Annotated in this window: 8 protein-coding genes; 2 read left to right on the forward strand and 6 right to left on the reverse strand. The window is 30.1% G+C overall.

What is annotated here, in order from left to right:
- Window positions 1-51 precede the first annotated feature (51 nt).
- From B0I03_RS07805 to B0I03_RS07830, 6 genes are all read right to left on the reverse strand, one after another.
- Entirely contained in the window at window positions 52-441 is a 390-nt protein-coding gene (locus B0I03_RS07805; RefSeq protein ID WP_111566886.1) for a response regulator, read from the reverse strand.
- Window positions 442-445: 4 nt separating this feature from the next.
- Window positions 446-1201, reverse strand: coding sequence for a LytR/AlgR family response regulator transcription factor (locus B0I03_RS07810; protein WP_111566887.1), 756 nt, complete (start codon window positions 1199-1201; stop codon window positions 446-448).
- A gap of 58 nt (window positions 1202-1259) precedes the next feature.
- Complete coding sequence (locus B0I03_RS07815; RefSeq protein ID WP_111566888.1) at window positions 1260-2468, reverse strand: sensor histidine kinase; 1209 nt, start codon at window positions 2466-2468, stop codon at window positions 1260-1262.
- 21 nt (window positions 2469-2489) lie between these two features.
- A complete protein-coding gene (locus tag B0I03_RS07820; protein ID WP_111566889.1) occupies window positions 2490-4418 on the reverse strand; it encodes an OmpA family protein in 1929 nt (642 codons plus the stop codon).
- Window positions 4419-4430: 12 nt separating this feature from the next.
- Window positions 4431-5363, reverse strand: a complete 933-nt coding sequence (locus B0I03_RS07825; protein WP_111566890.1) for a PorP/SprF family type IX secretion system membrane protein — start codon at window positions 5361-5363, stop codon at window positions 4431-4433.
- A 133-nt stretch (window positions 5364-5496) separates the two neighbouring features.
- Window positions 5497-9501, reverse strand: coding sequence for a T9SS type B sorting domain-containing protein (locus B0I03_RS07830; RefSeq protein WP_111566891.1), 4005 nt, complete (start codon window positions 9499-9501; stop codon window positions 5497-5499).
- 290 nt (window positions 9502-9791) lie between these two features.
- On the opposite strand from B0I03_RS07830, the gene B0I03_RS07835 reads away from it, so the two are divergent.
- On the forward strand, window positions 9792-13787 hold the full coding sequence (locus B0I03_RS07835) for a PAS domain-containing protein (protein WP_111566892.1): 3996 nt from the start codon (window positions 9792-9794) through the stop codon (window positions 13785-13787).
- Window positions 13784-15394 (forward strand): ATP-binding protein, encoded by a 1611-nt coding sequence (locus tag B0I03_RS07840; RefSeq protein WP_111566893.1) that lies wholly within the window; start codon window positions 13784-13786, stop codon window positions 15392-15394. The genes B0I03_RS07835 and B0I03_RS07840 overlap by 4 nt, the downstream gene beginning before the upstream one ends.
- Window position 15395 lies beyond the last annotated feature (1 nt).

Here is a 15395-nt window from a genome sequence, read left to right on the forward strand (position 1 = left end):
TATACAATTATGTTGAAACAATACAAGAAAACAGATTGAAGTTAAGAGAAATTAAAAAATACTCTCAACAAATTCTTTTGTTATAGGCTTGCTTGAAAACAAAACCGACTCATCAACTTTAGCTTTATGAATATACAAATCATCTACCGTGGTAGACAAAATACATATCTTAGTATGATTTTTCAGAGTATCAGATAGCGAATTAAACTTTTCAATAAATTCAAAACCATCTAAAACAGGCATGTAGATATCCAAAAGAATTAAATCGGGTAATTTTGCTGTTACATTTTGAAATTCTTCTAAATATTGAATAGCCGTTATGGAAGAGTTAAACTCCATAATATCTATATTTTCATCAAAATTAGTAACGATTTTTGAGGTGATATAACAATCAAACTCATTATCATCTACTATCATTACTTTTTTAACTTTTGCCTTCATCAATTTATATTTTTATAAATTTTACAAATTCTTCTTGTCTTCTCTTAGCAACTGGTAACGAAACTCCGTGTTCAAACTCACAGTAGAATCCATCTTTTTTAACAATCTTGACAATTTTTTTAATATTAACTACATACGAATGATGAATTCTAAAAAAGTAGTTATTTAAAAGTAAGGAATTATATTCTCCAAGGTTTTTACTAGAAAGAATTTTCTGTTTATTAGACAACACAAATTCTGTATATTTCCCTTCTGCCTTGCAGTACATAATATCTTCAACTTTAATTAATTCAATCTTATCGGAAGACGAAATGGCAATAAAACCATTGTCGCTTGTTTCACTTCCATAACTTTTAATTTGGTTTACTTTTTGATTTTGGAAACTCAATTCCATTTCAATTAGCTTAATTACTTTATAAATACAAACAATAAGATCATTGAAATCGAGTGGTTTTAATTGAAAATCCGTAGCATTATATCGAAAAGCATCATAGGCTTTAGTAATATCATTTGAAATAAAAATAAATTTAGGAATATTGAAATCTAATTGTTTTATCAAATGAAATTCAGATAAATTAATAGGTGTTGCATCTAAAAAAATTAACTCGGGTTTATGTGCTTTAATCAAAGGCATAGCTTCAGACAAGCTATCCGAAAAAGCACAAATTTCAATAATTACTGAATTTTCTTCAGCAAATTTTGAAAGTTGGGCTACAACATCGGAGTTACTATCTATAACGATGGTTTTTAATAATCGCATTTAATGAATTTAGATTTTTAAACTTTATAAAGATAAATTATTTTATTAGAAAAAACTATTATTCTTTAGGAATTGCTACTGTAAATTTTGTTCCTTTTCCTAAAACCGATTTTACAGTGATTGTGCCGCCAAGCTTTTGAATTATTTTTTTCACAGATGCTAATCCAAGACCACTTCCAGCATATTCTGATTTTGTATGCAATCTTTTGAAGGGTTTAAAAATAGATTCGTAATATTCTGCTGCAATTCCAATACCGTTGTCTTCCACTTCAAAATAATGATTAAACAAATCAGAATCATATCCTATTTTTAATTCCAAATCTTTTTCTTGGCTTCTATATTTTAGTGAATTATCTATTAAATTATAAAATATCATGTGCAACGCTAATTTTGAAAAACTCAAAGTAGGCATTTCTTTAATTTTTAAACTTGAATTTGACAAATGATGATGCTCTACTAAATTGTGAAAAATTTGAATAATAAACTCGTTCAAATCGATACTCTCCTTTTCATCAATTTTGCTATCCGATTTTGCATAATCTAATAAATCAACTATTAATTGATTCATTGTATCAATATTAGTATAAATAAAATCGAAGTATTTTTTTTCTTTTTCATCTACTTGACCTTCGCGCTTCATTTCTATAAGTTGTAGAAAAGATTTTACAGCACGCAAAGGAGCTCGTAAATCGTGAGCTGCTGTATGAGCAAACTCTTCCATTTGTTTTGAATAATATTCAACTTCTTCTTGGTATCGTTTTAACTCAAAATTTTGTCTTCTAAGTTCTAACAAATAAACTACTTGTTTAGCAAGTCGTTTTAAAATTTGCTTTTTTTCTTCTGAAATTGTTTTTGGCTCTTCTTGACTAATAACACACAAAGTTCCGAAAGCAATTCCTGCCGAATTTTGCAACGGAACACCAAAATAGGAAACTAAATTTGGATTATTTTCTACTAAAGGATTATTTTGAAATCTATCATCTTTTCTTAAATCTGGCACTTCAAATAGTTCTTCATTTGAAAGTAAGGCGTGAAAACAAACAGAATGTTCTATTGGAGTTCCTTGTAAATCAATACCTACTTTAGATTTGAAAAACTGACGTTTATCATCAATTAAACTCAACAATACAATAGGCATATCACAAATACATGAAGCCAATAGAGTAATATCATCATACATTTCTTCGGGCAAAGTATCTAGAATTTTATAACTTTCTAGAGTCTTTACACGCAAATAATCTTGATGATTTAAAAACTTTTCTTCCATTGTTCTAAAATACAAAAAAAATTAATACCCCGTTACAATAAATTCGCTTCTTCTGTTCATTTGATGTTCCTCTTCTGAACATGTAACACCATCAACACAATGATTAATAGGCTCTTTTTCACCTAAACCTTTGCTTGTAATTCTGTTAACATTAATTCCTTTCGCAACCAACCAATTACGTGTAGCAAAAGCCCTCTTATTAGATAATTCTAAATTATAATCAGCCGAAGCTCTACTATCTGTGTGTGATTTAATTTCTAATTTTAATTCTGGATTTTGCTGTAAAACATGCAAGAGTATAGCAATTTGCTTTTCGGCTTTAGGATTAATTTCCGAATCATCTAAATCAAAATAAATGTTTTGTATGGAGAAAAACTTTGCTAAATCAACACCGTGTTTTAGTTGAATTTCTTTAGGCAACAAAGCAACAGAAGTGTTTTTATTTGAAATTAATTGCGATTTTATATACTCTTCTTTTGTTTCGTAAGCTGTATGCTCAAACTTAAGATACCAACCCGATGCTTTGTAATTATTATTCAAAATAAATTCTCCATTAGCATTTGTAGTGGTTTTATCTACCATTTTTTTAGAATCATCAAATAACGAAACAATAGCATTAGCTATAGGAGTCCCAAAAAGAGCATCTTCTAAATTGCCCGTAAAAAATTGCTCTTCTTTAGAATAAATAGTTGCATTTTCGATAAATTTATAAATATCGTCACTTCCTTTTCCTTCTGGTCGATTAGAAGAAAAGTAACCCACTTGTGTTTCTAAATTTACAACATAAGCAAAATCATCATAAGCCGTATTAATAGGGCTACCTAGATTTACAGGTTTTGAAAAACTATTGTCTTTATTCATTTTGGAAACAAAAATATCCAATCCACCCAAACCTAAATGACCATCAGAAGCAAAAAACAATTCATCATCAGAAGACAAAAAAGGAAATGTTTCACGCCCTTCAGTATTGATAGTGGCGCCTAAATTTTCTGGAGTACCAAATTTTCCATCTGCTAAAACTGCCACACGATACAAATCAGATTGTCCTAATGTTCCAGGCATATTAGAAGAAAAGTAAAGCGTCTTCTCATCGGCACTTAAAGCAGGATGCGCACAATTATAATTATCGCTATTAAATGGAAGTTCAACAACATTTGTCCATTGCCCATTTTTGAAGTTAGCGCTGTAAATTTTAAGAGATACTTCATCTTTTGCGTTTTTCTTTTGCTTATTTTTTTTAAAATTATTTCGAGTAAAATAAAGTATTAAACCATCTTTTGTTAAAATAGCGGTAGATTCATTACTATTAAAAATTGTATTTTTAAGAATGGGTTTTGAACTTTCAAATAGTTTTGATTTATTCATTTTACTACTATACAAACCTGAAAAAGGTTGCTTCGTCCAGTTATCAAGTTTAGAATCCTTAGTTTCACGAGTGCTAGTAAAAATGATACTATCTTTTAATTGGAAAACACCATAATCGCTAAACGTAGAATTAATTGCTAAATTTGAAATTGTATAACGTTCGTTATCGTTTTTAATTTGCTCTAAATAATTAGAATTTTCTTCAAATTGTTGCGCTCTAGAATCGGCTTTTTTAAATCTTGAAAATAGCGCATAATAGTAATTTGATTTTTCAATATCTGGAATCGTTTTTAGCGTTTGAGAATAACGATAATAATATTCAAAATCAATCACTTCTGAAGATTTTATTAATTTTTCATACCATTTATTTGCTTCGGTATAATTCGCATTGAAGTAATAGGAATCACCAATTTTTTTATAAATATCGGGCGAACCATAACCATTTTTATCTACTTCAATGTAAATAGAAATAGCATTCATGTAACCTAATTTTTCATAGGCTGCATTTGCCTCTTTTATTTTCTTTTCTTGTGAAAATCCAATAAAAAAAAGCATTAAAACTAAGACAGTAACGATGCTTTTCATAATATCTTTTTTTTAGAAGAACCTTGGAGAAAACACTTTAGCTTCTGCTTTAAACACTTCAAAGCGTAAGAAGAATTCGTGCGATCCTGAATTATAATTAGCCAATTTAGAAGCTTCAGCATCATAAGAATATCCTACAAAAATAGCATCCGAAACTTGAAAACCTACTAAAGCACTTACAGCGCCATTAATTCGGTAAGCGCCACCAGCTGTTAATTTGTCGAAGAATAAAAAGTTAGCTGTTAAATCAACCTGTAAAGGAGCACCAGAAACAAATTTCGATAGGAAAGCCGGCTTAAATTTTACTGTATCACTAAAATCAAAAACATAGCCTCCCACAAAATAGTAGTGCATACTTTCTTTAGCACTAGAAGATCTTGTATTATCATCATAATGCTTCGTTTCAAGAAAGTTAGGCACTGACAATCCTAGATAATATTGATCAGAATACCAATAAAATCCAGCTCCAAAATTGGGCGAAAATCGATTATCTACATTATTTTGCAAATCAGGATCTGTTGGATCGTAGATGCTCAACTTCGTATAATCTACATTCAACAAATTTGCAGTGGCTTTAAATCCGAAAGATAATCTAGATAAATTTTCAAAAGTAATACGATAAGAAAAATCAGCAGAAATAGTATGTTCAATAGATGGTCCTATTTCATCGTTGATAATAGACAAACCCCAACCTAAATTAGAATTTTTCATTGGAGAATGTATCGAAGCTGCAGCCGTAACTGGAGCTCCATCTAATCCAACCCATTGCGATCGGTAAAGTGCTAGAACACTCAAAGCATCACGAGTTCCTGCATAAGCCGGATTGATGACAGTAGTGTTGTACATGTAATTTGTAAACTGAGGATCCTGTTGCGAAAACACAGACTCCGTAGTAAATAGTAACAACATTAGAGTTGCTACTAAAAATTGAATTAACTTTCTCATTTTGTATTTCGGGGGGATTTAATGATGAGAATTTTAGAATATTTGGGTAAAGTTGATACTTACTACCAGAAAGGAGTTATATAAACTCCTTTCAGAGTAATAAGCTTCCCCAAAATATCCATAAAATGAATGCCTAATTGGATGCTATATATAAGTATCCTGTTTTTTGTACGTTTTTTAAATCGTTTATATTGTTAATAATGTAATCGTATGAAATCACATAAAAATAAGTTCCTTGAGGTAATGCTCCATTTGATACGTTAAGTGAACTATCTGAAGCTCCTTTGAAAACATTTGTAACATTATCGTAGCTAGAAGTTTCATAAACTTTAGCACCATAGCGGTTAAAAATTTCAACTTTGTTGTTAGGGTAACATTCAATTCCTTCTAAATAAAGGAAATCGTTTTTACCATCGCCATTTGGAGTTAAAGCGTTGTAAATTTTTACACCACAATTTAACACCACTTCTTGATTCAAATAAGCTACATTTCCACAAGCATCCATTGCTGTCCATTTTCTAAAAATTTTAGATTGACTTGAACAATCACCTGCTTCTTGAGTTTCTTCGTAAGTAATAGAAACCGTATTTGAATTATCTACAGCAACAACTTCTGGAATACTTGGCACACTTTCACAATCTGAATAAACTAAAGCTTCTAAAGAAGTTGTAAACTCTGGAATTGTTGTATCTTGAATATACACATGCTGAGTTAACTCTGCAACATTTCCACAAGAATCAGTAGCTAACCAATATCTAATAATTTCTGAATTAGAGCTACAAGTTCCTAAAATTACTTCTTCCTCGTAAGTTATTGCAACCATTGAAGTACAATTATCGGTAGCTTCTATTGTATAAGTTGGCAATGAATCTATTGAAGATAAAGTTAAACTACTTGGAATTTGAGTAAGAATTGTAGGGTTCTCATTATCTTGAATAAAGAACGTTTGATTACATGAAAAACTATTTAAAACAGCTTGACTGTTACGATTTTGAGGATCATAAAAAGTAATAGTATACGTTCTTACAACAACACCTCCGCAACCTGTATCTCCAGTATTTGAAGCCGTAATAACAACATTACTACACTCTTCTCCAATAATTTCACCTGGATGAATCCCTAATTGTTCAAACGCTGCAATGGTTAATTGTGTGGCAGAAGGAATTTCTGAAGCACAAGAAACAATTTCATCTAGAAAAACAGGACAAACAACATCTACAACACAATTATAACTTAATTGAATTTCAGAAACATTAGACCAATTTCCTTGAAAATCTTGAACTCTGTAAGATTGAATTGAAGGCGTTCCTGTAAAAGTTGCTTCTGGTGTAAAAGAAACTTCTCCATTAACTGTACTTAAATTCCAAATACCTTCTCCTGAAACCTGCATAATGATTGATGCTCCATTAAGATTAACTGTTGTGTTAGGTGTTGTTGGATTTGCAAATTCAATAGTAGTTGGATTTACAGCATCTCCAATTGTATCATTTTGGATTAAATTCATCGTAACTGCCTGGCCTATTACATAATTTGACAAATCAGATTGTGTAACTGGTAACAAATCGAAACTTATTGTAGCTTCATTGCTTATATTTTCATTAAAATCTCTAATAAAATAAGTTACACTCGTAGGATTTCCAAAAAAAGTTGTCTGAGGCACAAAACGAATCAATCCTGAAACTATATCGATACTCCATCTTCCTTCATTTGGCATATCAAATGCTATCAAATTATTCTCTAAACAATACTCTTTATTTTGAGCATTAGTAGGTTCTAAAAATCGAATTCTTGTTGGGTTAACAGCTGCTCCTACATTATCATTTTGATAAGCGTTAATAGTAATTTGTGAATTAGGAGCATAAACCAAAACATCATCACTAGCTACTGGACAAGTTGGAGCCACAATTTCGACTGCTATTTGTTGTTGATTAGCACATTGCGTAGTTAAATCGGTACAAACAAATTGGTAATTTCCAACGCCTAAATTTTCAATTAAAAATGTTGATGTAGTACCTTGATATTGTGTTCCTGATACAATTTCTTGAATTTTCCATTGACTAGGCAAATTAGACATTAAAACTGAAGCTAATGTTCCATTACAGCCTACACTACTTGCAATTGAAACAGTAGGATTTGGAGCATTGTACACATAAAAAGATTGAGCAAACTCGCGTCCGCAAGCATCCATAGTTTTAGCTAAATAAGTACTTCCAGCTTGTAGTCCACTAAAAACAGAAGAACTTTGATAATTAAAGATTTGTTGGTTACCACTAGCATCATACAAAGCATAAGTATAAGGAGCTCTTCCACCTGTTGCCACCATATTTACTGTAGTTTCACAAGCTACTATCGATTCAAAAGTAAAAGTTTGTATTGTTGTATTGAAAGTATACTCGTATAAAAATCCATCCGTTAATCTTGGCAATCCGTTTACACCACCAAATTGAACAGGTTGCACTTTATTATTTAAACCTGTAACTCCTCCAAAACGTATAACGTAAGTTTGATTGATTGGTACTTGAAAATTAATTGTTCCTCCGCCTACACTTGAAAAAAAGAAAGGAGCACTAGAATTAATATCACCAGAATTAAGAATGGTACCATCCGATTTATAAACAGCTACAAAAGTTCCTTGAATTCCTACTGGAACTTTCATTGACACTAAAACAGTAGATTGAACCTCACCACAATTTCCTAATTCATAGGACATTTCTGTGCTTCGTGTGCAATTAGCTTCAAAATCAAATGTTTTTGTTTTACCACATGCATCTGTTACAGTAAAGTTATAATTGCCCGGAGGAAAAGATTTAGCTCCACCATTTGCTAATAAACTTGTAGCAAACGGATTATTTAACTGCATTGAAAAAGGATATTGAATTTGATTTGAATTAATTGTAACTCCAGAATCAAACTGTGTATTGTAATTTGATGGTCCTGAATTAACTGTAATTGTTAAAGGTCCAGTAGCCATACTTGAAACTGGCATTTCATTAAAATTTAAGAAACAAACATCATCAAAGAAAACAGAACCATCACGCGCAGATGTAGTACAAGAAATTTCTGGTTGAAAAGGAGCAATATCTTGTCTGATTTCTTTTTGAGTAGTAAAACCACATGCATCTGTAAGTGTAATTTTATAACTCACTCCATATCTTAATCCTAAACCAATTGCCATTGAGGCTCCTTGAGACACACTATTGTAATGAGACATATCAAAATGATGACCTACTATTGTGTTTCCAAAAATATTTACAACAGGTTGTCCTGGATTATTTACATCTTCAACCTCAACATAAACAGGATTTACCAAATTGTTTCTAAACATCTTTACATCATAACCTACAGCACATGGATTTGAAGGATCTGGAAAAGTTTGAATTCTTGGAGTATCAAAGAAAAACTCTTGAACAGTTGGCAAACTTAAACTTCCTCCTCTTACAGAACCACAATCATTATAAGCAGAGTAATTAATGTTAGTATTGTTAAAAAATGAAATTGGCAATTCAAAATCTGTTAGAAAATTTCTAATATTTGAAACTGCTGACTGCGGGATTGTATTTACTACTGAAATACTTTGTCCTAATGTATTTGTAAAATTATAAGTAACACTTCCACTAGTTGTACCAGAAGTAGTTTTTATTCTAAATTTTAAAACATCACCACAAGCCGAAGAATTAACTCCTGTTTTTCTATCTACATGTACAATTGAAGTTGATACAATTGTAGCATTATTTAAACCATTAGGCACAACAATAGTTTTATCAGAACTATTTCCTCCACAAGAATCAATAATATCTACTATATATGTTCCTGCTGCTAAACCTGTAATGGTGTAAGTACTTGAATTAAGAGAAACTGGAAAATTTCTTGCTCCTCCAGGACCGCTTAAAATTCGTACTTGATAGGCTTGGTTTGTAAAATCATTCGCACCTTCGGTACTTGAAATATTAGATAGTCTAATTTCGCCATCTGTGCCGTTTAAACATCTTGGCGACCATAAAGTATAAGTAAAATTATCCGCAGGTCTTACAGATCCATTAGTGCATTGTGAATAAATTGCGGGTGAAAAAAACACCAAGAAAAAGAAAAGGAAGCCTTTTACAATTTCAAACCATTTTATGTAAAGTTTTGTGTTCATAATTCTTTATTTTAGGGAATAATCATCTTTTGAACTGACACAAATTTGTGGCAATCTTTACTCATACCCTAAGCAGAAGTAATAAGTGTAATACATTTATTAATAAGTGTAATTTTAACAGAACATCTTTAAAAAACCTGTTAAACAATCAGTTACAAACATTAATAACTATAAACAGAATTATGAAAACAGTTTTTTTTTGTAAAACTTTTTTGTAATTTTACAAAACTCAAATCCTACTTCTTAAGCCTTACTTAATTCATTTTATTCTACTTCACCCCCTAAATGATATGTTAGAAAAATTTAATTATAGTATAGAAATAATCGATCAAACAGAAACAGTTGCAAAAACTGGAAGTTGGGAATTAGACCTTATTTCAAATGAACTCTTTTGGTCTAATGGTGTTTTTAGAATTTTAGAAATTGAGCCTATTAATACGAAGGTTGATTTTAGTATGGGATTAGGTGTCATTCATCCTGATGACAGAGAAATTGCATTACTTAAAATGACAGAAGCCATTGAAAAAGGCATTGAATATCGCATCAAAAAAAGATTCTTAACTGCTAATAATAAAATCAAACATATTATTTCTTCGGGAAAAGTAATTAAAGATGAAAATAACAATCCTATAAAAATAGTAGGAATCTTTCAAGACATTACCGAGTTTGTTGAAACCAATGAAAAAATGGAACTCTTAAATAAGATTACAAAAGATGTTATTTTTGATTGGGACATACAAAACGATGTTTTTAATTGGGGCGAAAGTTTTACTCGATTATTTGGACATAAACTTGATGGCAATCCATTTCAACTCGAAGATTGGGATAAATTAATGCACCCTATTGATACTGAAAGACACAGAGAAGAATGGAATGCTTTTTTTAATAACCCAAATGCAAGTCAATGGAGCAAAGAATTTCGCTTTAAAAAAAGTGATAATTCTTATGCCTACGTGGAGGAAAACGCTATTGTAATTAGAGATGGAAATGGGAATCCAATTAAAATGATTGGTTTATTAAGAGATATTACAACAAAAAAAGTAGTCGAAATTCAAAAAAAAATACAAAATCAAATTTCATTAATTTGTAAACAACCTAAGAATACAGATGAAATTTTAGAAGATATTTTAGACTATTTAACAAAATACGATAATTTTCTATCAAGTGAAATTTGGCTTCTAAATTCCTGCAAGACAGCTATTCGGTTAAAAAAATGGAGTTCAAAAAACAATCAGTTTAAAAAGTTTCATTCCGAAACAAAAGATATTAATAGTTTTGAAAAAGGCAAAGGCTTACCAGGAATTGTATGGAAAACAGAAAAACATCTATTATGGCAAGAAGATGAAATTACCGAAAAATTTCTTAGAGAAGCAAGCGTAAAAGAAATAGGAGTTAAATCTATTTTAGCAATTCCTATTTTTAACAATAATGATTTCATAGGTTCTATATTATTCTACTCTAAAAACGACTTAACACTACATGAGATTAAAACAGAACCTTATCTTTCTTTAAGTAACTTCTTAGGAGATGAACTAAGAAGGAAAACACAAGAAGACATGCACCGATTAATGTTTGAAAGTGCTCCAGACATTATTGCAACCGTAAACTCTAATGGTTTTTTTACAAATGTAAACCCTTCATTTTGTGAGTTACTAGGTTTTACAGAAAAAGAACTTACTTCTAATCATTTTACCTTCTTTTTACATCCAGAAGATTTAAAGTCGACCGAATTAGAATACGAAGAAACAATTTCAGGAAGCAGAAAAGCAAATAATTTTACCAATAGATACCGAACTAAGAACGGCGATTATAAATGGATTGCATGGAGTTCTTCGGATGTTTTTGGAGAAGAGAACACTTCATTTGCCTACGGTAGAAACATTTCTGAAATAACAGAACTACAACATTTATTCCAAGAAACAGCAAAATTGGCCGAAATAGGTAGTTGGGAATACGATAAAAACAAAAAAGCAAAACCTTTCTTTCTTTCTCAAGTAGTTAAAGATATTCTTGAACTAAAAACACACAAAAATATTAGTTTTAAATCACTTCTAGCATTAGTATACGAGGAAGATCAAAGTAATACGGGTGACATATTCTTAAATCTTATTGAAAATGGTAAACATTTCGACTCAGAATTTAGAATTAAAACCAACTCAGGCAACTTAAAATGGGTAAGATGCATTGGAAAATCTGAAACAAATACGTTTAATAAAAAAACAAAGGTTTACGGAAGTATTCAAAACATTACCAAGCAAAAAAACAACGAATTAGAATTAGCGAAAAAAAATTTCTATTTGTCATCCATTGCAAATGTAATTTCCGAATTAATGCATTCTGAAGATTGGTTTCAATCGCTACACAAAGTATTTGAAGTAACTGGAAACACCATTGATGTTGATAGAATTTACTATTTTGAAATAGACGAAACTAGTGAAAACGAACAAAAAACCTGTAGTCAAAAAATTGAATGGACAAAAGATGGTATTACTCCTCAAATAAACAATCCCGACTTACAAAATGTTCCCATTGAAGCATTTACTACTTTTTTTGATCCTTTGCTAAAAGGAAAACATATTTCAGGAATAACATCTAAGTTTCCAGAAGGAAATTTAAAGGAAAATCTTGAAAGTCAATCGATAAAATCTTTTCTAGTTCTTCCTTTATTCATAAACAATATTTTTTACGGATTTGTTGGTTTTGATGATTGTATTAATGAAAGAAGATGGTCGAATAGCGAAATAACTTTTTTAAACAATATAGTTTACAACCTATCAACTACCATTCAAAGAAAAAAAGCAAATTATGAATTAGAAAAATCTCTTGAAGAAAAAAATAACATTTTAGAAAGTATCGACGATGCCTTTATTTCTTTAGATCAAAATTGGATTGTAAAATATTGGAATAAAAAATCGGAGAGCATTGTAAATTTGAGTCGAGACCAAATTATAGGAAAAAATTTCTGGGACGTTTTTCCTCAACTTTTAGGAACAATTTATGAAAAAAATTACAAAGAAGCCTTTGAGCATCAAAAATCAATTAACTTTCAAGACTATTTTGAAGAATTAAAAATTTGGTTAGACATTACGATATATCCATCTAAAAATGGTTTATCTGTATACTATAAAGATATAACAAATACAAAAAAATATGAAGATGCTTTAAAAGCTTCAAACGATCGTTTTGAAAAATCTACTGCTGCCACAAATGAAGCTATTTGGGACTGGGATGTAGAAAAAAACACCATGTATAGAGGTGAGGGTTTCTATAAATCATTTGGTTATAAAGTTCCAAGTTTTATAAACAATACTGATATTTTAAATCTAATAAAATCTAGAGTAAGACCAGACCAAGCCGATGCTGTAATAAATTCATTAGTTGATGCAATTAATAATCCCGAAAAAGAAAATTGGCGCCAGGAATATTGGTATAAAAAAGCAAATGATGAATATGCCTTTATCATAAACAACGGAGTTATTATAAGAAATGAAGAAGGAAAAGCGATACGAATTGTAGGAGCTCTACAAGATATTACACATTTAAAAGAACAAGAAGATTCGTTACGAATTTTAAATAAAAAACTAGAAAAACAAACAAAAGCACTACTAAATTCTAATCAAGAACTAGAACAATTTGCTTATGTAGCTTCTCATGATTTACAAGAACCTTTAAGAATGGTTACCAGTTTTCTTACACATTTAGAAAAAAAATACGATAATGTTCTTGATGACAAAGGAAAGCAGTATATTTACTTTGCCGTTGATGGAGCTAATAGAATGAGAAATATTATTCTAGACATCCTAGAATACTCAAGAGTAGGAAAAGTAAAAGAAGAAAGCGACAAAATCGACCTAAATAAACTTATTGATGAAGTTTGCAAAATAAACAATCAAACAATAAACGAAACGCAAGCTAAGATTATTTATGATAAATTACCAATCATAAATTCTTACAAAACGCCTTTAACACAAATATTGCACAACTTAATAGGAAACGCCCTAAAATACCAACATCCTAATAAAAGTGCTATCGTAAAAATTAAAGTAGTAGAAAATGATAAAAATTGGCATTTTAAAATTAAAGACAACGGCATTGGTATAGATAAAGAATTTCATGATAAAATATTTGTAATTTTTCAAAGATTACACACAAAACAAGAATATAGCGGCTCTGGTATGGGATTAGCTATTGTAAAAAAAATTATTGAAAACCTAAATGGAACCATCTGGGTTGAATCTGAAGTTAACAAAGGATCGACGTTTCATTTTACATTACCTAAAAAATGAACCTACTTAAAAAAGTAAATAGATGTTTAGATTATTGGCCAAACCAACTGGCCATCATATCTTTTTTTATATTACTCATTATTAGTATATTCTTAACTTACAGAATTTACAACAATGAATATGGTAATGAGTTAATAAAAGTAAAAGAAGAATCATTTAAAATAAAAAACCAGCTTGAGAGTACAATTAACTACAGTTCTAATGTGGTTAAAGTAATTAGTTTTATTGCCGAAAAAAATTTAGAAGAACAAGAATTTGAACCCGTAGCAAAAAATTTAGTAGAAAAAAACAAATATGTTGATGGAATTCAATTAGTTAAAGAATTTAAAATAATAAAAACCTACCCTTTAATTGGCAATGAAAATACCATAGGCTACAACCTTACAGATGACAAACTTCATAAAAAAGCAGCTAAAGAAGCTATAACAAAAAATAAAATCTTTTTTGAAGGACCTTTTCAATTAGTACAAGGAGGAATGGGCATTGTAGGTAGAGAACCTATTTATAAAAATGGAAAATTTTGGGGATTTTCCGCAGTTATTATTAAAACAGACACTTTTTTAAAATCCATTCACTTAGACGACTTTGGAAGCACTTCAAACTTTGAATATCAAATTGTACAAAAAGAAGGTGATTTAAGCGGTCCTAAGTTTTTTAAAAACAATGCCGATTTTAGCCAAGGAATTATACATAAATCTTTCATACCCGCAGGAGATTGGTATTTGTATGTAAAATTAAAAGAACCTAAGTATTTAAACAGATCCATCGAGTTTCTAATTTACGGAATTGTTTTAAGTATAATAATTGCATTGTATCTAAGAAAACTAGCCGAAGAACCGCTAAAACTAGAAACCTTAGTAGATAAAAAAACCGCTGATTTAGAAAAATTAAATTTGGAATTAGAAAACAGAGCAAAAGAACTTACTAAAGTTAACAAAGAGTTAGAATATTTTGCTTACATCATTTCGCATGACTTACAAGAACCTCTGAGAATGATTACTAGTTTTTTAACCCAACTAGAGAAGAAATACAATGATGTAATTGACGACAAAGGAAAAAGATACATTTTCTTTGCTGTTGATGGTGCTAAAAGAATGAAGAATATTATTCTAGATATTTTAGAGTTCTCTAGAGTTGGAAAATACAATGATAAAAAAGAATTCATCAACTTAAATGACATTATTCATGAAATTGAATCTTTTTACAAATTAGAATTCCCACATGGCAAATTAATTTATGAAAACCTTCCCGTTTTAAACTCATATAAATCTCCTTTAATTCAAATATTTCAAAACTTAATTGGTAATGCCTTTAAATACTCTAAAGAAAATGTAGCACCAATAGTATCTGTTAAAGTAATTGAAGAAGATGACAAACAAATAACCTTTGCTGTTGAAGACAACGGAATTGGAATTGAAAATGAATATTTAGAAAAAATATTTGTACTTTTTCAAAGATTACACACAAGAGAAGGCGACAAAGGAAGCGGAATGGGATTAGCAATTGTTAAGAAAATTGTAGAAAATCTTAACGGAACCATTTGGGTAGAATCTGAAGTAAATGTGGGCAGTACTTTTTATTTTACTTTACCTAAAGAAAAAGAATAAA

The organism is Flavobacterium aquaticum (assembly GCF_003259835.1).
In the GTDB taxonomy this organism is placed as follows: Bacteria; Bacteroidota; Bacteroidia; order Flavobacteriales; family Flavobacteriaceae; genus Flavobacterium; species Flavobacterium aquaticum.

What these genes read in the sequence shown, in the direction of transcription:
- B0I03_RS07805 (WP_111566886.1), bottom strand. Translation starts at nt 441, where the DNA reads ATGAAGGCAAAAGTTAAAAAAGTAATGATAGTAGATGATAATGAGTTT.
- B0I03_RS07810 (WP_111566887.1), bottom strand. Translation starts at nt 1,201, where the DNA reads ATGCGATTATTAAAAACCATCGTTATAGATAGTAACTCCGATGTTGTA.
- B0I03_RS07815 (WP_111566888.1), bottom strand. Translation starts at nt 2,468, where the DNA reads ATGGAAGAAAAGTTTTTAAATCATCAAGATTATTTGCGTGTAAAGACT.
- B0I03_RS07820 (WP_111566889.1), bottom strand. Translation starts at nt 4,418, where the DNA reads ATGAAAAGCATCGTTACTGTCTTAGTTTTAATGCTTTTTTTTATTGGA.
- B0I03_RS07825 (WP_111566890.1), bottom strand. Translation starts at nt 5,363, where the DNA reads ATGAGAAAGTTAATTCAATTTTTAGTAGCAACTCTAATGTTGTTACTA.
- B0I03_RS07830 (WP_111566891.1), bottom strand. Translation starts at nt 9,501, where the DNA reads ATGAACACAAAACTTTACATAAAATGGTTTGAAATTGTAAAAGGCTTC.
- B0I03_RS07835 (WP_111566892.1), top strand. Translation starts at nt 9,792, where the DNA reads ATGTTAGAAAAATTTAATTATAGTATAGAAATAATCGATCAAACAGAA.
- B0I03_RS07840 (WP_111566893.1), top strand. Translation starts at nt 13,784, where the DNA reads ATGAACCTACTTAAAAAAGTAAATAGATGTTTAGATTATTGGCCAAAC.